This is a genomic window from Paeniglutamicibacter sp. ZC-3, from assembly GCF_025847175.2.
Taxonomy (GTDB): Bacteria; Actinomycetota; Actinomycetes; order Actinomycetales; family Micrococcaceae; genus Paeniglutamicibacter; species Paeniglutamicibacter sulfureus.
The window spans coordinates 19406-41621 of sequence record NZ_JAOYTG010000023.1 but is presented as its reverse complement, the minus strand read 5'-3'; the positions used below and the strand labels follow the sequence as shown (position 1 = coordinate 41621).

Sequence of the window (22216 nt, the reverse complement as noted above, 5' to 3'; positions counted from 1 at the left end):
TTCAGTTTTGGGTTCACATACGAGACTTAGCACTCTCCGCCAGCGATTAACAGGGTCCGGGAACAAGTTCCCGGACCCTGTCTCGTTCCAAGCGTCAATTAGGACTGACTCATCTAGGCGTTGCGGAACCTTAGGTATGAGTCCATCCGGGCGGCGACCGCCCTGGCGCGGGCAGGAGTCGGTTCCCCGGCGAAAGGCACGAACCTGGCATAACGTGCCTTCCCGGAATTCTCCACTTCCCAGGTGCCAATGGTTTCCCCGCCTGCTACCACGGTGCGCAGGAAGATCCCGTTCTTCCCCGGCGTCACCACCTGCGTGTGTTCCTCCGGCAGGGTCACCGAGCGGTCCCGGTAACCGAGCAGGAACTCGTCAAACCCGGGCAGCGCGAGAACGCTGCGTGCCCCCGGCGGATGCTCCCAGCGTTCCCGGTGCCGAGCGGCAAAATGGAAGGTGTCCCCGCCCAGCTCCGCACTGCCCAGCACCGGGTCCAGCGCCGCCACGGCGGCACGCACCGGGGTCAGGGGCAGGCCGAGCCACCACGCACAGTCGGCAACGGTCGCGGGGCCGTGGGAATCGAAGTAGCCGCGCACCAGCATCGCCAGTGCCGCACCGGCGTCGGGATGTGGCTCTGTCTCCGGAAGCCAGGACCCGGCGGCCATGAACAACTGCCGGGTCTCGCTTCCGGGTTCCATGGGGCCCTGGACGATGACCCCGCGCAGGCTCACGGCCACGATCAGGTGGTAGCCGCGCTGCCCCTCGATGCTCGACCCGGCATCCTCGAAGGCACGGAGCAATTCGGCACGCGTGGCGCCGGTCCCTGCGCAGCGCTCACGGGCCACATCGGCCAGCCTGCCGAGCTCGGCCTCGGTGATGTCTTCCTGCGCCCGGGTGCCGGCCATCTTGGCGTTCATCCGCTGCGCGGTCACGGCCAGCAGCGAACCGTGCAGCCGCGGATCGATGAGCATCAGCGTACCGCGGGCGCCCCAGCAGCGGATGACCGACCCGTCGGCCAGGACCGCGTGGATCCGGCTCAGCCCGGCGCCGGGCAGGCGGACCCCCACGGCCCAGCAGGCCTGGGGCAGGTCTTGGGCCTGCATCATGCCCAGCGCGGCGACCACGTCCGCGGGCGTGGTTGCCGGGACCGGCAGGGTCGCGGCCGGGATTCCGGGCAGCAGCCCCTGGGCGGCCAGGCGCAGGCGCGCCACGGCGTTGCGTTGCACAGGGGTGGGGTGGTGCGGTGGGGCTGCCATGGTGAACCCAACGATTCCCTACAGGGCGCAGCCGATCAAGAGCGGCTCGTTGTGCAGCTCGATGCCGAAGCGTTCCTTCACGCCGGCGCGCACGGCGCGGGCGATGGCCAGGATGTCGGCGCTGGATGCCTCCCCGCGGTTGGTGATGGCCAGGGTGTGCTTGGTGGACAGGGCCGCCCGGCCGCCGGCCAGCTGCTCCCCGGCGGTGCCCTCCAGGCCGAAGCCCTTGGAGAATCCGGCCTTGTCGATGAGCCAGGCCGCCGAGAGCTTGACCATGCCGGGGGTGTCCACCGGGAAGTTCGGGGCTCCTTCGGGCAGCGATTCGAGCACAGCGGCCGGCACGATCGGGTTGGTGAAGAAGGAGCCGGTGGAGAAGGTGTCGCGATCCGCGGCGTCCAGCACCATGCCCTTGGAGGCACGCAGTTCCAGGACCGTGGCGCGCACCGCGGCGGCATCGGCGCGTTCGCCCACCGCGACGCCCAGGGTGCGGGCCAGCTCCTTGTAGCGGATCGGCGCGGAGTCGCTCCGGCGTTCCAGCGCGAAGGTCACCGCGAGCACCACGAATGCGGGCGAGCCGTTGACGGTGGTGCGCTTGAGCAGCGAGTCGCGGTAGCCGAACCCCAACCCGGCATTCCCGAAGTGGCTGGTGGTGCCGGTGGCGCGCTCGAAGACCTTGGCCTCGAGCAGCGTGTGGGCCACCTCGGATCCGTAGGCGCCGACGTTCTGCACCGGGGTGGCCCCGGCCGATCCGGGGATCCCGGACAGGGCCTCGAGCCCCGAGAGCCCGGCGGCCAGGGTCTGGGCGACCGCGTCGTCCCACGGGTGCCCGGCGGCGATGTCCACGCGGATGCGCCCGTCGGAGAGCTCCTTGCCGATCGAGACCCCCTGGTTGGCGATCTGCAGCACCGTGCCCCGATACCCGGCGTCGTCGATGACCAGGTTGGAGCCGCCGGCAATGATCAGCACCTCTTCCCCTGCCGCGTCAGCGGCGGACAGCGCGGCGGTGATCCCCGCCTCGGTGTCCGCACGGACGAAGGTGCCGGCGGGACCGCCGACGCCGGTGGTGGTCAGGGGTGCGAGCAGCTGGGTGTTCACGGTGGTTTGCGCCTTAGGGTTCGGTGGTGGTGGTTGCGGGTGCGGCCGCTTCGGCGGCCCTGCGGGGACCGGCGGCCGGGGCCAGGAAGAAGGAGATGACCACGAGGATGCCCACGTAGCCCAGGGCGTGCAGCAGCCCGACGCGGTCCGCCAGCAGGCCCAGCAGCGGCGGGCCGCCCAGGAAGGCGCCGTAGCCGATGGTGGAGACCACCGAGACCCGGGCCGCGGCGCGCATCGGGTCATCCGATGCCGCGGTCATGGCCACCGGGAAGCTCAGCGCCACCCCCAGGCCCCAGAACACCAGGGCCGCGAAGGCCGTGTGCAGGGACGGGCCGAAGACGAAGAGCAGCAGGCCGGCCAGCGTGGAAGCAGCGGAGATCCGGATGACCACCACGCGTCCCAGCCGGGCCAGGACGAGCCCGCCGCCGAGGCGGGCCAGGGTCATCGCGGTGACGAAGACCCCGTAGCCGATGGCGCCCACGGAGTTGATGGCCCCGTAGCCGTCGGACAGGGCCAGGGCCACCCAGTCCCCCGCGGCGCCCTCGGCCAGCGCCATGCCGAGGACCAGTACGCCGAGCACCAGCGTGCGCGGTTCGCGCCAGGCGTCGGCCAGCAGCGACCTGTTGGAATGCCCGGACCCGGCGTTGGTGGCGTCGGGCCTAAAGGCCCTGGTGCCGGTGAAGATGATGGCCAACACGGCCGCGGACATGACCGCGAAGTGCCAGGAAATGGACAGCTGCAGCGCCGCTCCCAGTGCCCCGGCCGCTGCGCCCAGCACGGTGCCCACGGAGAAGAAGCCGTGCAGCACCGGCATGATCGGCACGCCCAGGGCCCGTTCCATGGCGGCTCCCTGGACGTTGGAGGAGACGTTCCAGGCGGCGTTGCCGGCACCCAGGAGGCCCAGTGCCGTCCCGGTGAGCACCAGCGAGTGGAACCCGGCCGCCGCGACGCCCACCACGGCAAGCGCCACGGCGGTCAGCGAGGCGGCGAGCACCAAGGTCCTCTTGGACCCCAGGCGCATGACCACGAACCCGGAAACCGAGACCGAGGCGAAGGAGCCGGCCGTCATGCACAGCAGCAGCAGGCCCACCTCCCCGTGGCTCAGCCCCAGCGCGTCGCGCACCGAGGGCAGCCGGGAGACCAGCGTGGCGAGCATCAGCCCGGAGGCCAGGTACAGCGCCAGCACGCCGTTGCGCCAGGGCCGGACCTCGGGGTTGCCCCGACGCCCGGCGGGGGCGGGCGATGCGGGTTGGGGTGCTGGTTTCAGAGTTGCACCACGGCCTGGGCCTTGACCAGCACCTTGGTGCCATCGACGCTGACAGTCAGGTCCACGCGCGCGGTGCGGGCCTCGGCGTCAAGAGCGCCGATGGTGCCGGCGATCTCGATGGCGGTGCCCTCGAAGTCCGACGGGTTGGACCCTGCAGGGTCTGCCACGGGGACTGGCTTGGTGAAGCGGGTCTGGTAGTCGATGACGGCTCCGGGGTCCTGTGCCCAGTCGGAAACCAGCTGCACGGCCGATCCCATGGTGAACATGCCGTGGGCGATGACCCCCGGCAGCCCGACCTCGGTGGCGAAGCGCTCGTTCCAGTGGATGGGGTTGAAGTCCCCCGAGGCCCCGGCATAGCGCACCAGGTCGGCGCGGTTCACGAAGATGGTGGTGGTGCCGATGGGCTGGCCCTTTTCAAGGGTGTCAAAGTCTGGCATTACTGGTCCTCTCCGCGTACCAGGAGCGAGGAAACGGTGGTGGCGACCTTTTCGCCGGCCGCCGTGCTGATTTCGGAGCGGGTGGTGATCATGGCCCCGCCACCCATGGCGCGCACGGTGTCCACGTGCAGTTCGGCCAGCAGCTCGTCGCCGGCGACGATCGGGCGGTGGTGGGTGAAGCGCTGGTCGGCATGGACGACGCGGGAGAAGTCGATGCCGCTGGCGGGATCGGCGATGAGCTGGGCATCGGCCTGCTGCGCCACGATGATGGCGAAGGTCGGCGGGGCCAAAAGGTCCTTGTGGCCGAGTTTCGCCGCGGCGTCCAGGTCGTAGTGCGCCCGGTGGGTGGCCTTGACCGCTGCCGCGAATTCGCGGATCTTTTCGCGGCCCACCACGTAGGGGTCCTGGGCCGGGTAGATCCGGCCCGCCAGTTCGGGATTGATGCTCATCTGTTGTGCCGCTCCTGTGTGGGACGAATTGGGGCTTTGGTGTCTGTGGGGGACGCTAGGGGGTGTCCCGGGGTGCTTGCTTGTCGCGCTTGGGTCGCTTGGCCGGGACCAGCCCCTGCGACACGCGCCAGGCGCGGGCGTCGCGGGCCCGCACCACCAGCCCGATGACGTGGGTCACCAGTCCGATGCCGATGATGCCCAGTGCCGTGTACATCAGCGGGCGGTTGTGGGTGTTGGCCCCGATGACGGCCAGGATGATGCCCGTGCCGGAAACCGCCATCGATCCGAAGGTCAGCTTCTTGTAGAGTCCGGACGATGCTTCCCAGGGGGTATTGGTCATGAGTCAATCCTAATTCAGCACGGCAAATCGATTCAGAACAGGGCCCCTTGGACCGGCGGCGAATCGGTCACATGATCGCCCGGCACGAGCTTGAGCCCCTTGAGCAGTGCTGCATTGGCGACGAAGATTTCCGGTTGCCCGCCCAGCCTCACGCCCAGGGCCTGGCCGCAAACCGCGGCGACCTCGAAGCCGTGGGCGGCTTCGCCCAGGAAACCGGGATACGGCTGAAGGTCCTGGGCGTCGAAGCCGGCAAGCAGGACCCGTCCCTGTTCCGGGGCGTTCCAGGTTTCCTCCACGACGCGGGAGCCGGCCAGGATGCCAGGCGCGAGTCCGGCCACCAGCGCGCGAACCGTGGTGGCGGCCTCGTCGTTGAGCTCATCGAGGCGCCCGGTGGTGTCATGGTTTTCCAGCAGGCCGCGCACCTTGGAATTGGCCCGCACCTGTTGGGTGAACCCGAGCTCTGTGCTCACCAGGTCCTCGAGGTGCCGCACGCTGGCCCCGTCGGGGCTCCAGGCAACGTAGCGGGCGGTGATCGCGCCCTGTTCGGCCAGGCGCCGCCACTTGCTGGGATCTGCCGCCGTGCCGACCTTCGTGGTCCCCGTGGCGAAGGTCGCCACATAGAGCCAGTGCGGCTGGTCCAGGTAGTCGCGCAGGCCTGCGCCGGCGCGGCCGCTGCGGTGGAAGTCGTGCATGGCCCGGGACTGGTCGGCGGCCTCGCAGGCTGCGCACTGGGTGCCGTTGGCGATCAGGGCATCCTGCGGGCAGGGCACCAGCGTGCGGTGGTGCCGGTCGCGGATCAGCTGGTGGCCCAGGCACCAACGCCCGGGCAACACGTTGAAGCCCAGCCGCGTGCCCGGTTCCAGGGCGACATCGTGGCCGTGGTGCTCCGCGTCATCGAGCACCAGACGAGGGTTGCCCGGGGTGGAGGGCCACCGGATGCCGCGGCAGAGCAAGGCAGCGCTCTCCACCTCAGTCGTGCAGTGCCCCGGCCACCGCGGCGGTGGCGTGCAGCCAGGCGCGGCGCGTTGCCGGACGCAGTCCCTCGAAGCGGATCTGTCCCTTGACCAGTGCCGCGTCGTAGGGAACCGTCACCACGGAGCGGGCCAGGCGGCGGAATCCGTGGGCAATGCGGTCAAGCTGTTCGCGGTTGCCGTGCGGCTGGTGCTGGGACACGATCACGACGGCGTTTTGGGCCAGGTCGGCGTAGTGCCCGCCGCGCTTGGCCAGTGCCTCGAGCAGCAGGGCCCCGGCCTCGGCGTGTTCCTCCACCGTGGTGCTGGCGATGACCAGTTGGTCGGTGTGGTCGATCATGCGCATCCAGCGTTCGGCCGATTCGTCGTTCCCCGAGTCCACGATGGTCAGGGCGAAGAAGCGCGAAACGACTTCGTGCAGGTGGTCGAAGTCGGCGGCGTTGACGAATTGCTCGCTTGCCAGCAGCGTGGGGTCGGTGCGCAGCACGCTGTAGCAGTCTTCGGGCTGGTAGTGCGTGTAGTCGTGGATGATGGGGTCCCCGACCTTGATGTCCTTCAGCCGCGGGGCGGCCGAAAGCAGGTCCATGGAGTGGGACGCGTGGGGCCCCTGGACGGTGCGCCAGCCCAGGGTGCCGCGGGTTCCGTTGTTGTCCCAGACCAGGACCGGGTCCCCGGTGTTGCGCCCAAAGACCGCCGAAAGCAGGACCGCCGTCGGGGTCTTGTTGGCCCCGCCCTTGCCATTGACCACCGAGATGGTCTTGGGCTCGGTCAGGCGGGTGCCCACCGTGCGGCGCCAGTTGCGCTCTTCGACTTCCTCGGCGGAGGGTTCCATGTTGAAGCCCAGGCGGGAGAGGAAGCCGCGGAAGCCGCGCTCGGCACGGAACGTCGTTTCGTCCTCCGGGCGCAGGAACGTATCACGCGTTCCTGCCGCGGGGTTCATTTCGCGGAAGGCCTGGCGGCGGCCTTCAGGTGTCGACAGGTCTTCGGCAGCGGAATCGGCCGATGTTGCATCCGGTGCCGGTGCGGTTGCAGCGGGCTTGGGAGTTGCAGGCTTCGCGGTCTCTACTGCTGCGGCGGGCTTTGCCGGAGCCGCTGCGGCGGGCTTCGCGGCCGGAGCGGCTGCAGGTTTCGAGGCTTCCGGCTTGGCTGCGGGTGTGGGCTTGGCGCCAGCGGCAGCGGCCGGCTTGGCGGCCGGAGCGGCTGCAGGTTTCGAGGCTTCCGGCTTGGCTGCCGGTGTGGGCTTGGCGCCAGCGGCAGCGGCGGGCTTGGCCGGAGCCGCTGCGGCTGGCTTCGCGGCATCCGGCTTCGCAGCGGGTGCCGGCTTGGCCGTCGCGGCGGCGGGCGTCGCAGCGGGTGCCGGCTTGGCAGCCGACGTGGGCGTCCCGGTTTTGGCCGGTGCCGGGGTCGGAGCAGGCTTCGTTGCCGGTGCTGCCGCAACGGGCTTGGCAGGAGCCGTCGCAGCAGGCTTGGGGGCCGGAGTCGGAGTCACGGTTTTGGCTGCGGGGCTCGGAGCAGGCTTCGCCGCCGGTGTAGCCGCAGCAGGCTTCGCAGCAGGTGCCGCGGGCTTGACGGCTGGAGTCGAAGTGGCGGCAGGCTTGGCGGCCGGCGTGGTCGCAGGCTTGGAGGCGTTGCCTGGCACCGGGGTGGCGGTGGGCTTGGCCGACTGCTGCGGAGCGGGTTTTGCCGGTGCGGGAGCCGGCTTTGCGTGGCCCGGCACCGTTGGCGCCGGCTTGGCCGCTGCCTTGTTGGAGCCGTCTGCGACCGATGCGGCCGTGGGAGCGGTTTTCGCATTTGTTGCGGCCGTTGGCTTCACCGGGGTGGCCGAAGTCGCCGGGGCTTGTTTGCCCGGAGCCGCAGGGGTGCCGTCGGCTATGGTTTCGGGAACTTCATCGAATTCATCGACTGGTCCAGGCTTCGTGACAGCCTTCTTCGCTTCATCCTTGGTCGTTTGCTGCGCGTCCAGCTCGGCCTGGCGCGCGCGCCGCAATGAAGCACGGGTCGGGAACTCTTGGTTGAAGTCCGCTTTCGGCATGTGCTTCGTCCTCTCCTGAAGGTTCGTGGTCTTCGTGAGCGAATGACCTCAACGAGTCCCGCCCAGGAGGTCGGGCACACAGGATTGCGGCTTCGCACTTTATCCATCCTATCGGGCACCCCATGTGAACCGCCGGATTTGAGCCGGATTGATCACAACCGGCCCCGAAGTAGGAAATGCCCGATGTCGTCGTTAGCCTTGAACGAGGGCTCTTGGTTTCTCCCATCGGGGCCGAACATTGAACGAACAGGAACGCTCTTGGACTTTATTTCCACCGCTTTGGATGCGCTGAGCAACTTCATCCTGTCCGCTGCCGGAAACCCGCTTTCCTATTTGATGATTTTCCTCTTCTGCGCAATCGACGGTTTTTTTCCGCCGGTCCCCAGCGAATCGCTGGTCGTGGCGTTGGCCTCCTTGGTGCCCACCCAGGGAAATCCGAATCCCTGGATCCTGGGTGCGGTGGCCGGGATGGGCGCCTTCGTCGGTGACAACGTGGCTTACCTGATCGGGCGGGCCATCGGCACAGACAGGTTTGCCTGGATGCGCCGAAAACGGCTCCAGCATGCCTTTGCCTGGGCAGGCTATGAATTGCGGCTCCGCCCGGTCTCGCTGATCCTGGTTGCACGATTCGTTCCCATTGGCCGCGTTGCGGTGAACCTGGTGGCCGGGGCAACCGGTTTCCCCCACCGGACCTTCGTCATCCTGACCTGCTTTTCGAGCGTGGGATGGGCAACCTATTCGGTCCTGATCGGGGTACTGGCCGGACGCTGGTTCGAGGAAAATCATCTGCTGGGAATCGTGGTCGCCGTGGCAGTGGCCATCGGCCTGGGAATTCTCATCGACCGGATCGTTTCACGCGCCAGTGGAAACACGTCGCTGCGGAAGTAGTTGCCTGCACGGCAAATAAAAACCGCGGTTGCCCCCATTTTCTGGGGCAACCGCGGTTTTTTCTTCGAGCCCCCCACCGGAATCGATCCGGTGACCTCGTTCTTACCAAGAACGCGCTCTACCACTGAGCTAGGGGGGCAACGAGAAAATACTCTACCCAATAACCGCCATGAATTGCACATCGAACACCGCCGACATGACCAACGCCACACCCGCCCGCGTGCGCGAATCACCCGGCGCCCTTCGGCATCCGGCCCGGTGTTCAGCCCGTGGGCCGCGGATGCACGGGCCGAACAACGTTCCCGCAGCCCGCGCTAGTCGGCGGCCCTCCGTCGCCGTCCGCCCAGGAGGAGTTCAAGGCCGATGGGAATCACCGATAGAAGCACGATGACCAAGAAGATCAGGTCGATGTTTTCACCCACCCATTCATACTGCCCGAGCCAGAAGCCCAGCAGGGTGACACCGACGCCCCATAACAGGGCTCCGAGCAGGTTGTAGAGGACGAAGGTCCTGTAGGTCATGTGGGCGACCCCTGCAGTGACCGGCACGAACGTCCGCACAATGGGGATGAAGCGGGCCAGCACCACCGCCCTGCCGCCAAAGCGTTCAAAAAACGCATGCGCCTTTTCGACGTACTCCTGCCGGAAGAAGCGTGAGTCGGGCCTCTTGAAGATCGCGGGGCCGGCCTTGCGCCCAATCAGGTAGCCCGTCTGGTCCCCGACAAACGCTGATACAAATATCAGGGCAGCGAAGAGCGGCAGGTTGACATCCAGCGCCCCGGTGGCGATCAGCAGCCCGGCGGTGAAAAGCATGGAATCGCCCGGCAGGAAGAATCCGACGAGCAGGCCGGTTTCCGCAAAGACGATGCCGCAAATCAGCAGGATGATCCACGGGCCGAGTGCCGGATCGCGCAGGAAGACATCGGGATTCAGCCAGTCAGGCAGAAAGCTGGCGGTGGGTGGCCACACCAGTGCCGCGGCGAGCGTTGACGGCAGGTTTGCAAATGGACTCACCGCACAACCCTATGGCATCGTGTTTCAAATACGGCCGGGTCGGGCCCGGATCCACGTCCCGCCGGGAACAAGAAATCCCCGCCCTCACAAGGAAGACGGGGATCAATCTGTAGCGGCTCCGGGACTCGATCCCGGGACCTCACGATTATGAGTCGTGCGCTCTAACCAGCTGAGCTAAGCCGCCACGAATGGTAAAACCCGCGTCCGCGTCCGATTCTCTTTCGAGCCGACTAAGACGCGGGCCATTCCATTCAGAGCCCCCCACCGGAATCGATCCGGTGACCTCGTTCTTACCAAGAACGCGCTCTACCACTGAGCTAGGGGGGCAACGAGTAAGAACTCTACCAGCAATTTTCTGCGCTGTGAAATCGGAATGGCACTTTGTGACCGAGCACACAAAAACGGCCGGAAGGGGCAGGTCAGGCATCGATTGGCGCCCGCTTCCGGTGACCTAAATCACCGGGTGATTTTGGGTCTTCGGGCGGCCGGCTGCACCGCTCTTCAGGACAATGCCCGCAAAGGCCACGGGTGCCAGCCACCGGGCACTCGTTCCAGCATGGTCCTGGCCTCGTCAAGGTCCTTGTTCGGGTCGGCGGATCTTTCCCCGCCGCGGGACGAGTTCCCGTCGGGCGCCGTCAGCCGGAACTGGATCCACGGCTGGCCGCCGACGTCGTAAATGCGCTCGGCGAATCCCCCGGCCGCGACTCCGAGCACCAGGTTCTCCAGTTCGTCTCCGGCACTTTGCAGCGTTTCGTCGCAGGCATCGCAGCCGCATGGGGGGACGACGAGGTCGTGCGCGGCGCCGGCGAAGACCCGCACGGTCGGTTGCCCGCCTTCGGTTCTCGATTCGAGGCGCATGGTTGCGGCCAGGGGGTCTGCGGGAACCAGGGTGATGCGCGTGCCGTCCTCCAGTTGCGCATCCTCGCGCCGCACCTGGTAGTTGGCCTCGAGGTGTGCGGCCAGAGCCCGCACAAGCTGGCCAAGCCCGGCAAAGCGCTCGGGGTGGCTGATGCGTTCGTAGCTGTCCTCCGGGGTTTCCCCGCCCGCCCAACGGCGTCCGTAGTTGATGGGAACGTCGTCCTCGTCGCGGTAGACGGCTTCCTCCAGCAGCGGGCGCCGGTATGGGGCGGGCACGGCCTCGGAAGGGCGCGGAACCGGGTTCAGCGGCGCCAGCTTGGGCACCACCTGGGCAAGCCACTGCTCCAGCAGCGCCGCGGCCCGCTCCACCGCCTGGCCACCGCCACGGGTCACGGCATCGATCATCATCCGCGGGTCGTAGTAGCGGTCGAACGCGCCGACCATCATCTGCCCCGGAGCCGTTGATTCCCACCGGACATCCTCCCGAGCCTGGGCCACGGCGTTGCCCAGGAAGATCTCCGCGGCCAGCCGCAAGCCGCCCGCCGGCTCCAGTGCCCGCCGGTGGTCGTGGATGAAATGCAGCAGTGCCGCCATGTCGCGGGCCAGCCGCACAGGCTCCTCGCCGTGCTTCCGGGCATAGGCGGCGAAGTCGTCCCAGCCCGGATATTGCCTGATGCCCACCAGTTCGACATCCGCTGCAAGATCGGCTCCGGGGCCCGGGACCATGCGCGTACCGGGCCGGGACCTGGCCGGTGCATCGAAGATCGGCGGTTGCGTGTCCATGCCCGCATCCTACCAACGAGTGCGGTTTCCGGGGGGGAATGACAAAACCCCCGGCGGCGGCGTGCCCCCTGTCTCCAGGAACACGCCCCCACCGGGGGTCATTGTCTCTTTAGTGCTTAGTAGTCGCGACGACGCGGGCCACCGGTGCCACCGGCGGTGCGGGGCTTGCGCGAGGAGCCGCCGAAGCTGCGCTCACCGGCACCGGCACCGGCGTTGCCGCGGTAGCCACCGCTGCGCTCGCCACCGGCGTTGCGGTCGTAGCCGCCACGGCCGCCTTCGGAGGAGCCGCCTTCGGTGCGACGGTCGTTGCCACCGCGGTAGCCACCGCCGCCACCGCTGCGTGCGCCACCCTGGTAGCCGCCGCCACCGCCACGGCCTCCGCCGTAGCCGCCGCGTCCGCCACCCTGGTAACCGCCTTCGCGGCCACCTTCGCGGTCGGACTTCGGGCTGCGGCCGTTGTCCAGCTCGAGGTGGATCAGCTCGCCGCCGATGCGGGTGCGGGAGAGCGAGCGGAGCTGGTCCGCGGAAAGATCTGCCGGCAGCTCGACCAGGGTGTGGTCGGCACGGATGTCGATGCCGCCGATCTGGGCGGAGGTCAGGCCGCCTTCGTTGGCCAGTGCGCCAACGATGGAGCCGGGCATGACGCGCTGGCGACGTCCCACCGCGAGGCGGTAGGTGGCGTTGCCTTCGGTCAGGGCGCGGGACGGGCCGCGGGAGCCGAAGCCGTCCTTGCCGCCGCCTGCGAGGCGGGCCTGCTTGGCCGGGGCCACGGGCAGTTCCTGCATGAGCAGCGGGCGGCCGCCCTGTGCCATGTGTGCCAGGGCCGCGGCGATCTCGACCTCGGTGATGTCCTCGTGCTCGGCTGAGTACTTTTCCACCAGGTTGCGGAAGACGGTCAGGTCCTGCGAGGAGATGGTCTCACCGATCTGGTCGGCGAACTTGGCCAGGCGCTTGTCGTTGACGGCGTCGACGCTGGGCAGGTGCATGTGCTCAACCGTCTGGCGGGTGGCCTTCTCGATCGCACGCAGCAAGTACTTCTCGCGCGGGGTCATGAAAAGGATCGCGTCGCCCGAGCGGCCGGCACGGCCGGTGCGGCCGATGCGGTGGACGTAGGACTCGGTGTCGTGCGGGATATCGAAGTTGATCACGTGGGACACGCGCTCAACGTCGAGGCCGCGGGCCGCGACGTCGGTGGCGACCAGGATGTCGATCTTGCCATCGCGAAGGTTCTCGATGGTGCGCTCGCGCTGCTGCTGCGGGATGTCGCCGTTGATGGCAGCTGCGGTGAAGCCGCGGGACTTGAGCTTGTCGGCCAGGTCCTCGGTTGCCATCTTGGTGCGCACGAAGGCGATGACGCCTTCGGACTTTTCCGACTCAAGGATGCGGGTCATGGCATCGAGCTTGTGGGCTCCCATGACCTGCACGTAGCGCTGGCGGATGTTGGTGCCGGTCGAGGTGTTCGACTTGACCGAGACTTCCTGCGGGTTGCGCAGGTACTGCTTGGAGATGCGGCGGATCGAGGACGGCATGGTGGCCGAGAACAGCACCACCTGCTTCTCTTCCGGGGTGGCCTCGAGGATCTTGTCGACCTCTTCGGCGAAGCCCATGCGCAGCATCTCGTCGGCCTCGTCGAGCACGACGTACTGCAGGTCCGAGAGGTCCAGGGAACCCTTGTTGATGTGGTCGATGACGCGGCCCGGGGTGCCGACGACAACCTGGGCGCCGCGGCGCAGGCCTGCAAGCTGCGGGCCGTAGGCGGATCCGCCGTACACGGGCAGGACGGTGAAGTCGCCCATGTGCTTGGCGTAGGAGGTGAAGGCCTCGGCGACCTGGAGCGCGAGCTCGCGGGTCGGGGCCAGGACCAGGACCTGGGTGTTGCGGGCGGTGCCGTTGAGGTCGGCCAGTTCGGCCATCTTCGACAGGGCCGGAAGGGCGAACGCGGCGGTCTTGCCGGTGCCGGTCTGGGCAACGCCGACGACGTCGCGGCCTTCGAGCAGCAGCGGGATGGTGGCTGCCTGGATCGGGGAAGGCTTTTCGTAGCCCAGGTCGGAGACGGCGGCGAGAACGCGGCCGTCAAGACCCAGGTCGGTGAAGAGAATCGAATCTTCTTCGGTCTTGGCTTCGGCGGTGGGCTGGTTTTCGGACATGTCGGTAGACACGGAGAATTACCTCATTCATAGGGGCGGAATAGACCCCGTATCAACGAGGTTCCGCAGCACAATCGGACGCAATCACTTTGGTCCGGCGACTCCCCTATGAAAGCAACAACCCGCAAGTATTTGGCGGGCTCACACACGACGAGCTTCTGCCTCAAGAATTGGGCAGAATGCGAGGGAAGCCGGATACAGTGAACTCCCTAATACTATCGTCCTTCGCGTAACTTGGGGGACTTGATCCCGGTGAGGTTGCGCACACGGGCCTTCCCTGCCGGTCGATGATGTGCCTTGCATGGCCCCCCTTCGACTCCGCCGGTCACTGCCCCGGCTCTCTCCGTGGCAGTGCGCGCAAGACCTTGGCAGGCAGCTGTCTGCCGCTGGCCTGTTGGTGTTCCAACAGCCGCCGGGCCTGTTCCAGGGTGGGCCCGACGAAGATGTCGCGCACCCGCACCCCGTGTTCCGGACGCGAGATCACCGCGATGCCGTCCCCGGCGGCGATCTTCCCGGTCCTGACCACCTTCAGGAAACAGCCGACGTCGCCGCGATCGGTGAACCGGCGCACCCAGTTCTCCTCCCCCAGGTGCCGGGCGAATGTCGAGCAGGGAATCCGCGGGCTGGTCACTTCCAGCACCACGGCCTTGCCGATGGCCCAGCGCTCCCCCACCACCGCGTCGGTGGTGTCGATCCCCGAGACCCGCAGGTTCTCACCGAACAGGCCCGCGGGGATGTCCCGGCCCAGCTCGCCGCCCCAGCGTTCGGCCTCGGTGCGCGAGTAGGCGTAGACCGCCTGGTCATGGCCGCCGTGGTGTTCGCGGTCCACCTGCACATCCGCATACAGGCCCATCTTGCGCACCTTGACCGGGCCGTCGATCGGGCGCTTGTCGATGGCGGTGGTGCCCACCGGCCCGGCATCGGACTTCAGGGCATGGACAACGCACACCGCCTCAAGCGTGCCGTGGGCAACGGGGCCCGCTGCAAGGTCACCGGATTCGGGGGAAACACTCATGGCATGAATCCTATAAGAAGTGCGGGAGATGGCCGTGTGGACCTTGCGCCGCCCGGAAAGATGCGAGCCGCGAAATCCGCCGCGGGACAATCATCGGGTAACCTGCGGTGCATGGAGAAGCCTGAAAACCATTCCGTGGCCGCCGCGTGAAAAACACGAAACCCGTGCTCCCGCCCTCGTTGCGTGCCGCCCGCTGGTGGTGGAGCGCCGCGGCGATTTCCGCCCTGGCGTTCGCCGGCGGATTCTTCCTCAATGCCGCCACCCGCCCCGGGAACGAGGCCCCGGGCTTTTGGGGCGCGGGCATCGCCCTGGTGGGCCTGGGCCTGGTCATCGGCTATTGCACGCTCCAGCTCTGGCGCGGGAAGCTGTCCGGCCGGATGTCGCTGATCTGGTGCGGGGTCATTGTGGGCATCCCGCTGCTGACCCGCGGGGTGCGCGTGGGGATCTTCGGCGCGCTGCTGCTGGTGGGCGTGGCCCTGCTCTTCAGCCCGGGCACGGTCAAGTACTTTGCCCCGCAGTCCAAGGCAGCCCGCGCGCAGCGCAAGGCCGAACGCCAGCGCCGCAAGCGGGAAAACGCCGGCTGACACCACGCGGGTCGGCGCCCGGCATATGAGGCGGCGGCAAACCATGGAAGAGTGCCATCATGAGTACCTTTGCCATCGCCAATGCATTCATCGTGCCCATCGCCGGGGAGAAATTCACCGGCACCCTTCTGGTCCAGGACGGGTTGATCGCCGCCCTGGGTCCCGACCTGCCGGTCCCCGGGGACACCCCGGTCTTTGATGCCGAGGGCGCGTGGCTGCTGCCCGGCTTCATCGACGCGCATGTGCACCTGGGCATGCATCCCGAGGGCGAGCACGAGGCCGGGTCCGACGTGAACGAGATGACGGATCCGAACATGGCCGCGGTGCGTGCCATCGACGCCATCGACCCCTTCGACCCGGGCTTCGACGACGCGTTGGCCGGCGGGGTGACCACCGTGAACGTGAATCCCGGATCCGGGAACCCTATCGGCGGGCAGACCGTGGCGATCCACACGCACGGGCGCTACGTGGATGAGATGGTGCTGCGGGCCCCCAGCGGCATCAAGTCGGCCCTGGGTGAGAACCCCAAGCGCATTCACGGCGCCAAGGACAAGACCCCCTCGACCCGGTTGGGCAACGCCATGGTGATCCGCCAGGCGTTCATCGAGGCACAGAACTACCTGGCCGCCAACGACCCGGCCAAGCGCGACGCAAAGCTGGAGGCCCTGGGGATGGTGCTGCGCCGCGAGATCCCGTGGCGCCAGCACTGCCACCGCGCGGACGACGTGGCCACCGCCCTGCGCCTGGCCGCGGAGTTCGGCTACGACCTGGTCCTTGACCACGGCACCGAGGCCCACGTGATCGCCGACGTGGTGGCCGGGCGCAAGGTGCCGGTGCTCATCGGCCCGCTGTTCACCACCAAGTCGAAGGTGGAGCTGCGCGGTCGCTCACTGGCCAACCCGCGGCGGCTGGCCGAGGCAGGGGTCGAGATCTCGATCATCACCGACCACCCGGTGGTCCCGATCAACTTCCTCATCCACCAGTGCACGCTGGCGGTGAAGGAGGGACTGGATGCGGACACCGCCCTGCGGTCAGTGACCCTGAACCCCGCCAAGGTGCTGGGCCTGGAGGCGCGCATCGGCTCGCTGGAAGCCGGCAAGGACGCGGACCTGGTGCTGTGGAGCGGGGATCCGCTGGATGTCATGTCCCGGGCCGTGCGCGTGTGGATCGGCGGGAAACAGGTCATGGAGTACGACGCAGCCACCCGCACCCCGGTGGTGGCCTCCCGCAAGGTCGTGCCCGAGTAGGACCCAACAAAAACGGGCGGTGCCGCGGGGGAATCAATCCCTCCGCGGCACCGCCGGTCCGTTGTTGCCGTTCGGTTGCCGCCTAGAGCTTGGCGAAGGCCTGCTCGAGGTCGGCGATCAGGTCCTCGACGTCCTCAATGCCCACCGAGAGGCGCAGCAGGTTCACCGGAACCGCCAGCTCGGTGCCCTTCACCGAGGCGTGGGTCATTTCCGAGGGGTAGTTCATCAGCGATTCGATGCCGCCCAGCGACTCGGCCAGGGTGAACACGCGGGTGGCCTCTGCCACGGTGCGTGCCGCGTCCTCGCCGCCGGTGAACTGCACCGAGACCATGCCGCCGAAGTCGCGCATCTGCGCCTTGGCCAGCTCGTGGCCCGGGTGGGTGGGCAGGCCCGGGTAGTGCACCGCCTGAACCTCGGGGCGCTTTTCCAGCCACAGGGCCACGGCCATCGCGTTTTCCGAGTGGGTGCGCATGCGCACGCCCAAAGTCTTCAGCCCGCGGGTGGTCAGGAACGCGTCCATCGGGCCGGAGACCGCGCCGACGGCGAACTGGATGAAGCCGATGGCCTCGGCCAGCACCGGGTCCTTGACCACGATGGCGCCGCCAACCACGTCGGAGTGCCCGCCGATGTACTTGGTGGTGGAGTGCACCACCACGTCGGCACCCAGGTCCAGCGGCTGCTGCAGGAACGGGGAGGCGAAGGTGTTGTCGACCACCAGCAGGGCGCCGGCGGCGTGGGTGATCTCCGCGATGGCCTTGATGTCGGAGATGCGCATCATCGGGTTCGACGGCGTCTCCACCCAGACCAGCTTGGTCTTGTTGGCGGCGATGGCAGCCTTCAGCGCCGCGTGGTCGGACATGTCCACCGGGGTGTTGCCGATGCCCCAGCCGCCCAGGACTTTGGAAATCAGCCGGTAGGTTCCGCCGTAGGCGTCGTTGCCCAGCACGATGTGGTCACCGGGTTCGGCCAGCGCGCGGATCAGCGAATCCTCGGCGGCCAGGCCGGAGGAGAAGGAGTAGGCGTGGGTGCCGTTTTCCAGCGCGGCGAGCTGCTCCTGCAGGGCGTCGCGGGTGGGGTTGCCGCCGCGGCCGTACTCGTAGCCGGCGCGCAGGTTCCCGATGCCGTCCTGGGCGTAGGTGGAGGAGAAGTGCAGCGGCGGGACCACTGCCCCGGTGCGCGGCTCGAATTCCTGCCCGGCGTGCACGGCGCGGGTGTTGAATCCTTGGATGTTTTCAGTCATGTCTGGACGCAACTTTCTTAGTGGGTGAGGTAGGTCAGCAGGTCGTGCCGGGTGATGACCCCGACGGCCGCCCCGTCGTCGGTGACCAGCAGGGCGTCGTGCTCGGAGAGCCGTTCCTTGGCGCGGTCAATGGTTTCGTGGATGCCGATCAGCGGCAGCGCGGTGGTCACCAGCGGGCCCACCGGGTCGGTCAGGGAGATCTCGTTGCGGAACAGCTTCTCGGTCAGCGTGCGCTCGTCGATGTAGCCGCGCACCTCGCCCAGGCGGACCGGGGGCTCGGCCGAAAGCACCGGGAGTGCCGAGACGCCGTATTCGTTCATGACGCCGATGGCGTCGCGGACGGTTTCGTTCAGGTGCGTGTGCACCAGGTCGGGCAGGTCGCCGGGCTTGGCGGAGAGCAGCTGGCCCACGGTGTCGGCGGAGTCGTCGCGCAGGAAGCCGTAGGAGCGCATCCAGGAGTCGTTGAAGATCTTGCCCAGGTAGCCGCGGCCGCCGTCGGGCAGGATCACCACGACGATGGCTTCGGCGGGGAGGTCCTTCGCTGCCTGCAGCGCCGCGACCACTGCCATGCCGGAAGAGCCGCCGACCAGCAGGCCCTCTTCCTTGGCCAGGCGGCGGGTCATGGCGAACGCGTCGGCGTCGGTCACCGCGATGATCTCGTCGGGCACCGCCGGGTCGTAGTTGCCCGGCCACATGTCCTCCCCGACGCCCTCGACGAAGTAGGGGCGGCCGGTGCCGCCGGAATAGACCGAGCCGTCCGGGTCCGCGCCGATGATCCTGACCGGGCCGGAGGCGCGGTCGGCGGAAACTTCCTTCAGGTAGCGGCCGGTGCCGGTGATGGTGCCGCCGGTGCCGGCGCTGATGACCACGTGGCTCAGCATGCCGTCGGTGTCGTTCCAGATTTCCGGGCCGGTGGTCTCGTAGTGGCTCTCCGGGGCGGCGGGGTTGGAGAACTGGTCGGGCTTGTACGCCCCGTCGATCTCGCGCACCAGGCGGTCCGAGACGCCGTAGTAGGACTCCGGGGAATCGGGGGCGACTGCCGTGGGGGTGACCACCACCTCGGCGCCATAGGCGCGCAGCACGTCGCGCTTTTCCTCCCCGACCTTGTCGGGGGTGACAAAGATGGTCTTGTAGCCCTTCAGCTGGCCGACCATGGCCAGTCCGACGCCGGTGTTGCCGCTGGTGGGCTCAACGATCGTTCCGCCCGGGAGCAACTTCCCGTCGGCCTCCGCGTTTTCCACCATTTTCAAGGCAATGCGGTCCTTGATGGACCCGCCGGGGTTCAGGTATTCGAGCTTGACGAGGATGGTTGCCTCGATGCCGTCCGTGACCGAATTGAGCTTGACCAGCGGGGTGTTCCCAATCAGGTCCAGGATTGTGCGCGCATACTTCATGGCGATCACTCTACCGGCGGCGCGTCACATTCCGGACGCCGTTCGTAGTGAATCTTCATGCGTTGGAGGCGGGGGCAGCGATGAGAGTATTGAGGCATGCCCAATTCCCCTTCGACCCCGCTGCCGGCATGCGACGCACAGGCTTCATGGAAGCCGAACGGCCCGTATTCCCTGCGCCAGTCCCTGGGCATCCTGCAGCGCGGAGCCCGCGACCCCGCCACCCGGGTCTCGGAAACCGGCGCTTGGTTGTGCTTCCACACCCCGGTCGGTCCCGTTACCCTATTGGCCACCCGCACCGCCGGCATCGACGCCGAAGTCCTGCTCCGCGCCTGGGGACCGGGTGCCGCGCACGCGGTGGAGCGCGGACTGCATCTGTTGGGCGCGTACGACGACTGGAGTGCCTTCGACGCAGCGGAAACCCGGGACTTGCTGCACCCGATCGTGCTCCGGAGCCGAAAGTCGAATCCGGGGCTGCGGTTCCCGTCCACCGGGCGTATCTTCGATGCCCTGTTTCCGGCGATTCTCGAGCAAAAGGTCACGGTGATCGAGGCAAACTACGCCTGGCGCCACCTGTGCCTGGCCGTCGGCGACCTGCCGCCGGGTCCCGCGCCGGCGGGAATGCGCCTGCCGCCGACGCCGACTGCAGTCCGTTCGCTGCAGCCGTGGCAATGGCACCAGGCGCGAGTGGATTCGAAGCGCTCCGCGACAGCACGCCGGGCGGCGGCCGCGGCCAATGCCCTGGAGCGCTGGGCGTTGATGGATCTGGGTGCCAGGAGGGAGAACGCCATGGGCGCCGGGACCCTGCATGCCGCCCTTGAATCAATACCCGGAGTGGGTCCGTGGAGCATTGCCGAGGTTCTGCAGCGCACTCATGGAGCTGCCGACCATGTTTCGGTGGGTGATTTCCACCTGGCTGCCTTCGTCGGGCAGGTACTCACCGGTCGCCGGGTCGACGATGCCGGGATGCTCGAATTGCTGGCGCCCTTCACCGGGCATCGCCAGCGCGTGGTGCGCCTGATCGGGCTTTCCGGGCAACGCAAGCAGGCGTTTGGCCCGCGCCTGGCGCCGATGGACCACCGACGCCGCTAGGGCGCGGCGGAAGCCTACTGGGCCTGCGCCTCTTGCTCGGCGATCTGCGCGTGGACATGCTGCATGTCGATGCCCTTCACGGCCACGATGAGGTCGTCCAGCTGAGAGGCGTTCATCGCGCCGGGCTGCGAGAAGACCAGGACTTTGTCGCGGAACGCCATCAACGTGGGGATCGAGGTGATGTTCGCAGCGCGTGCCAGCCCCTGTTCGGCCTCGGTGTCCACCTTGGCGAACTTAACGTCGGGGTACTTCTCGGATATCTCGTCATAGACCGGGGCAAACTGGCGGCACGGTCCACACCACTCCGCCCAGAAATCTACGAAGACAATGTCATTCTCATCCAGCGTCGTCGTGAACTCAGACTCGGTGATATTGATAGTAGCCATATACCAACGGTACCGCGAGATGCCGAAGTCGCCGCAGTCGGCACCCCGTTTTTGGCTTTCCCTTGCTGTTTTCACGCCTCCGGATCCAGGTTATCCACAAGTTTGTCGGCCGGCGCCCGGCCGTGCGCACGCGGCCGTATGCTCGAGGTAAGGCCACGGCCAACCCAGGAGGCAGCCATCCACCAAAGCATCGGGCGAAAGGCGGGCAGCTGTACTCCCGCCCGGTTCGCCGGCCAGTCCCGGTGTCCCGATCGGCGCACCGGATTCCACGGATAACAGGAAGGATGCATCCTGACCCGGACCGCGTAGACGCGTTGCGGGTCGGCTGCCAACACGGACATGACACGCTGCACCTTGTTGCTGATAACGACCGGGGAATCCGGGCGCAAGGCACTCTCCGAAGGAATGCTGCTGGCGGAGCGCTACGTTGACGCACTGCCCATGGATTTGGCCATCGTTGAATCCACGCCCTTCGCAGTTGCACCCGCGCTGCGGATCCAGGAAAAGGTTTCCCTTCCCGTCCCCTTGGAAGACACCACCTCTGCGGCAACGGCCGTTGGACCGCTACAGGCCATCTGGAACGGCACGCGGTGGCTGACTCCCGGTTCGTGCCCTCCCAAGCCGCTGGAAGACCATGGAGCCACAGAATGGCAGTGGGCGCACTACCACGCGGTGCTGTCCGCCCCGAGGGATTCAATCATGTTGCTCTGGGACATCTACGTAGTCCCGATGAACGAAAAGATGGCCGCTTGAAACTTGGGCGGCGGGAAATTTGCGTTGGATGTTGAGTGGGTCACGTCCAGTAAGGAATTCCCGCCGCCCGACCTCTTGATACGCCTCGCCCAATAATGGTCCCACCTGCACCATCGGGGGTTCAGGGCACGAAAAAGCCCGTGTCCAAATCTCTTGGATTTGAACACGGGCTTCATTCATTCGGTGGCAGATACTGGATTCGAACCAGTGAAGGCGTTGCCAGCTGATTTACAGTCAGCCCCCTTTGGCCGCTCGGGTAATCTGCCGAATTGTTCCCTTCGGAACGAGTAGAAACTCTACATGACGTTTTCCCAAGAGTGCAAATCGAGGGTTTCCCGGCGCGTCAGACCCCGGGTTTTCCGGGGTTTTGCGGTGCCCCGGTAGTCTTGTAGGCAAAGCACAATCACCACCCAAGGAGGCTCACATGGCGAGCGATTCAACTTTTGATGTTGTCAGCAAGGTCGACAGCCAGGAAGTGTCCAATGCACTGAACCAGGCGCAGAAGGAAATTGTCCAGCGCTACGACTTCAAGGGCATTGGAGCCGAGATCGACTTCAGCGGCGAGAAGATCCTGATGAAGGCCAACTCCGAGGAACGCGTCAAGGCGGTTCTCGACGTGTTCCAGTCCAAGCTGGTCAAGCGCAACATCTCGCTCAAGTCCCTGGAAGCGGGCGAACCCTTCCCCTCGGGCAAGGAATACCGCATCGAGGCCTCCATTGTGGAGGGCATTGCCCAGGACGTGGCGAAAAAGATCAACAAGCTCATTCGTGACGAGGCACCCAAGGGCGTGAAGTCCACCATCCAGGGTGACGAGCTTCGCGTGTCTTCCAAGTCCCGCGACGACCTGCAGGCCACCATGACTCTGCTGCGCGGCTTTGAGGAAGCAGACCTGCAGTTTGTGAACTTCCGCTAAACGGACTTCACGGCGGCGAGATTCGGCCGCAGACAAAGGGAGGCTGTCATCACTCGCCGGTGATG

At 67.2% G+C, this 22216-nt stretch carries 21 protein-coding genes and 4 tRNA genes; 6 read left to right on the top strand and 19 right to left on the bottom strand.

What is annotated here, in order from left to right; genetic code table 11:
* Positions 1-113: 113 nt before the first annotated feature.
* From OIU93_RS18055 to OIU93_RS18020, 8 genes are all read right to left on the bottom strand, one after another.
* The gene (locus tag OIU93_RS18055) at positions 114-1250 is read right to left on the bottom strand and encodes a winged helix DNA-binding domain-containing protein (protein WP_264271447.1); all 1137 of its coding nucleotides are present in this window, start codon (positions 1248-1250) and stop codon (positions 114-116) included.
* Positions 1251-1268: 18 nt separating this feature from the next.
* Positions 1269-2345: a UDP-N-acetylmuramate dehydrogenase gene (locus tag OIU93_RS18050; protein WP_264271446.1), complete on the bottom strand. Its 1077-nt coding sequence runs from the start codon at positions 2343-2345 to the stop codon at positions 1269-1271.
* Between the two features lie 13 nt (positions 2346-2358).
* The gene (locus OIU93_RS18045) at positions 2359-3531 is read right to left on the bottom strand and encodes an MFS transporter (protein WP_372342961.1); all 1173 of its coding nucleotides are present in this window, start codon (positions 3529-3531) and stop codon (positions 2359-2361) included.
* 77 nt (positions 3532-3608) lie between these two features.
* Positions 3609-4049, bottom strand: a complete 441-nt coding sequence (locus tag OIU93_RS18040) for a MaoC family dehydratase (RefSeq protein WP_264271445.1) — start codon at positions 4047-4049, stop codon at positions 3609-3611.
* Positions 4049-4498: a MaoC family dehydratase N-terminal domain-containing protein gene (locus OIU93_RS18035; protein ID WP_264271444.1), complete on the bottom strand. Its 450-nt coding sequence runs from the start codon at positions 4496-4498 to the stop codon at positions 4049-4051. The genes OIU93_RS18040 and OIU93_RS18035 overlap by 1 nt, the downstream gene beginning before the upstream one ends.
* 55 nt (positions 4499-4553) lie before the next feature.
* Positions 4554-4838 carry a hypothetical protein gene (locus OIU93_RS18030; RefSeq protein ID WP_264271443.1) on the bottom strand — a complete coding sequence of 95 codons (285 nt, stop codon included), beginning with the start codon at positions 4836-4838 and terminating at the stop codon, positions 4554-4556.
* A gap of 32 nt (positions 4839-4870) precedes the next feature.
* A complete protein-coding gene (locus tag OIU93_RS18025) occupies positions 4871-5806 on the bottom strand; it encodes a DUF2797 domain-containing protein (protein WP_264271442.1) in 936 nt (311 codons plus the stop codon).
* A 1-nt stretch (position 5807) separates the two neighbouring features.
* Positions 5808-7841, bottom strand: a complete 2034-nt coding sequence (locus tag OIU93_RS18020; protein ID WP_372342960.1) for a hypothetical protein — start codon at positions 7839-7841, stop codon at positions 5808-5810.
* 279 nt (positions 7842-8120) lie between these two features.
* Between OIU93_RS18020 and OIU93_RS18015 the strand changes: the two genes are divergently transcribed.
* Positions 8121-8729 (top strand): DedA family protein, encoded by a 609-nt coding sequence (locus OIU93_RS18015; protein WP_264271449.1) that lies wholly within the window; start codon positions 8121-8123, stop codon positions 8727-8729.
* Positions 8730-8796: 67 nt separating this feature from the next.
* On the opposite strand, the gene OIU93_RS18010 is transcribed toward OIU93_RS18015, so the two are convergent.
* The 7 genes from OIU93_RS18010 to OIU93_RS17980 all read right to left on the bottom strand — a co-directional run bounded on the left by OIU93_RS18010 (position 8797) and on the right by OIU93_RS17980 (position 14545).
* Positions 8797-8868, bottom strand: a tRNA-Thr gene (locus tag OIU93_RS18010).
* Between the two features lie 175 nt (positions 8869-9043).
* Positions 9044-9742, bottom strand: coding sequence for a VTT domain-containing protein (locus tag OIU93_RS18005; protein WP_264271441.1), 699 nt, complete (start codon positions 9740-9742; stop codon positions 9044-9046).
* 110 nt (positions 9743-9852) lie between these two features.
* Positions 9853-9926 (bottom strand) — tRNA-Met (locus OIU93_RS18000).
* A 71-nt stretch (positions 9927-9997) separates the two neighbouring features.
* Positions 9998-10069: transfer RNA gene (locus OIU93_RS17995), tRNA-Thr, on the bottom strand.
* A 174-nt stretch (positions 10070-10243) separates the two neighbouring features.
* Positions 10244-11383: a DUF6226 family protein gene (locus OIU93_RS17990; protein WP_264271440.1), complete on the bottom strand. Its 1140-nt coding sequence runs from the start codon at positions 11381-11383 to the stop codon at positions 10244-10246.
* A gap of 116 nt (positions 11384-11499) precedes the next feature.
* Complete coding sequence (locus tag OIU93_RS17985; protein WP_264271448.1) at positions 11500-13530, bottom strand: DEAD/DEAH box helicase; 2031 nt, start codon at positions 13528-13530, stop codon at positions 11500-11502.
* A gap of 325 nt (positions 13531-13855) precedes the next feature.
* Positions 13856-14545 (bottom strand): MOSC domain-containing protein, encoded by a 690-nt coding sequence (locus tag OIU93_RS17980; protein WP_264271439.1) that lies wholly within the window; start codon positions 14543-14545, stop codon positions 13856-13858.
* A 146-nt stretch (positions 14546-14691) separates the two neighbouring features.
* Between OIU93_RS17980 and OIU93_RS17975 the strand changes: the two genes are divergently transcribed.
* Together OIU93_RS17975 and OIU93_RS17970 are read left to right on the top strand one after the other, a co-directional pair.
* The gene (locus tag OIU93_RS17975; RefSeq protein WP_264271438.1) at positions 14692-15129 is read left to right on the top strand and encodes a hypothetical protein; all 438 of its coding nucleotides are present in this window, start codon (positions 14692-14694) and stop codon (positions 15127-15129) included.
* Positions 15130-15188: 59 nt separating this feature from the next.
* On the top strand, positions 15189-16376 hold the full coding sequence (locus tag OIU93_RS17970; protein ID WP_264271437.1) for an amidohydrolase: 1188 nt from the start codon (positions 15189-15191) through the stop codon (positions 16374-16376).
* Between the two features lie 82 nt (positions 16377-16458).
* Here the strand turns inward: OIU93_RS17970 and OIU93_RS17965 are convergent, their stop codons facing one another.
* On the bottom strand, positions 16459-17616 hold the full coding sequence (locus tag OIU93_RS17965) for a cystathionine gamma-synthase (protein ID WP_264271436.1): 1158 nt from the start codon (positions 17614-17616) through the stop codon (positions 16459-16461).
* Positions 17617-17633: 17 nt separating this feature from the next.
* Positions 17634-19010, bottom strand: a complete 1377-nt coding sequence (locus tag OIU93_RS17960) for a cystathionine beta-synthase (protein ID WP_264271435.1) — start codon at positions 19008-19010, stop codon at positions 17634-17636.
* A gap of 96 nt (positions 19011-19106) precedes the next feature.
* Between OIU93_RS17960 and OIU93_RS17955 the strand changes: the two genes are divergently transcribed.
* Positions 19107-20099: a DNA-3-methyladenine glycosylase gene (locus OIU93_RS17955; RefSeq protein ID WP_264271434.1), complete on the top strand. Its 993-nt coding sequence runs from the start codon at positions 19107-19109 to the stop codon at positions 20097-20099.
* A gap of 14 nt (positions 20100-20113) precedes the next feature.
* Here the strand turns inward: OIU93_RS17955 and trxA are convergent, their stop codons facing one another.
* A complete protein-coding gene (gene trxA / locus OIU93_RS17950; RefSeq protein ID WP_264271433.1) occupies positions 20114-20485 on the bottom strand; it encodes a thioredoxin in 372 nt (123 codons plus the stop codon).
* Positions 20486-20824: 339 nt separating this feature from the next.
* On the opposite strand from trxA, the gene OIU93_RS17945 reads away from it, so the two are divergent.
* Positions 20825-21238 carry a hypothetical protein gene (locus OIU93_RS17945; protein ID WP_264271432.1) on the top strand — a complete coding sequence of 138 codons (414 nt, stop codon included), beginning with the start codon at positions 20825-20827 and terminating at the stop codon, positions 21236-21238.
* A 184-nt stretch (positions 21239-21422) separates the two neighbouring features.
* On the opposite strand, the gene OIU93_RS17940 is transcribed toward OIU93_RS17945, so the two are convergent.
* Positions 21423-21504, bottom strand: a tRNA-Tyr gene (locus OIU93_RS17940).
* A 158-nt stretch (positions 21505-21662) separates the two neighbouring features.
* On the opposite strand from OIU93_RS17940, the gene OIU93_RS17935 reads away from it, so the two are divergent.
* A complete protein-coding gene (locus tag OIU93_RS17935) occupies positions 21663-22151 on the top strand; it encodes a YajQ family cyclic di-GMP-binding protein (protein ID WP_264271431.1) in 489 nt (162 codons plus the stop codon).
* Positions 22152-22216: the final 65 nt, after the last annotated feature.

Coding starts and splice junctions, on each gene's coding strand:
- OIU93_RS17970 (WP_264271437.1), top strand. CDS start 15,189: ATGAGTACCTTTGCCATCGCCAATGCATTCATCGTGCCCATCGCCGGG.
- OIU93_RS17965 (WP_264271436.1), bottom strand. CDS start 17,616: ATGACTGAAAACATCCAAGGATTCAACACCCGCGCCGTGCACGCCGGG.
- OIU93_RS17990 (WP_264271440.1), bottom strand. CDS start 11,383: ATGGACACGCAACCGCCGATCTTCGATGCACCGGCCAGGTCCCGGCCC.
- OIU93_RS17960 (WP_264271435.1), bottom strand. CDS start 19,010: ATGAAGTATGCGCGCACAATCCTGGACCTGATTGGGAACACCCCGCTG.
- OIU93_RS18035 (WP_264271444.1), bottom strand. CDS start 4,498: ATGAGCATCAATCCCGAACTGGCGGGCCGGATCTACCCGGCCCAGGAC.
- OIU93_RS17955 (WP_264271434.1), top strand. CDS start 19,107: ATGCCCAATTCCCCTTCGACCCCGCTGCCGGCATGCGACGCACAGGCT.
- OIU93_RS17935 (WP_264271431.1), top strand. CDS start 21,663: ATGGCGAGCGATTCAACTTTTGATGTTGTCAGCAAGGTCGACAGCCAG.
- OIU93_RS17980 (WP_264271439.1), bottom strand. CDS start 14,545: ATGAGTGTTTCCCCCGAATCCGGTGACCTTGCAGCGGGCCCCGTTGCC.
- OIU93_RS18055 (WP_264271447.1), bottom strand. CDS start 1,250: ATGGCAGCCCCACCGCACCACCCCACCCCTGTGCAACGCAACGCCGTG.
- OIU93_RS17945 (WP_264271432.1), top strand. CDS start 20,825: ATGACACGCTGCACCTTGTTGCTGATAACGACCGGGGAATCCGGGCGC.
- OIU93_RS17985 (WP_264271448.1), bottom strand. CDS start 13,530: ATGTCCGAAAACCAGCCCACCGCCGAAGCCAAGACCGAAGAAGATTCG.
- OIU93_RS18020 (WP_372342960.1), bottom strand. CDS start 7,841: ATGCCGAAAGCGGACTTCAACCAAGAGTTCCCGACCCGTGCTTCATTG.
- OIU93_RS18040 (WP_264271445.1), bottom strand. CDS start 4,049: ATGCCAGACTTTGACACCCTTGAAAAGGGCCAGCCCATCGGCACCACC.
- OIU93_RS18030 (WP_264271443.1), bottom strand. CDS start 4,838: ATGACCAATACCCCCTGGGAAGCATCGTCCGGACTCTACAAGAAGCTG.
- trxA (WP_264271433.1), bottom strand. CDS start 20,485: ATGGCTACTATCAATATCACCGAGTCTGAGTTCACGACGACGCTGGAT.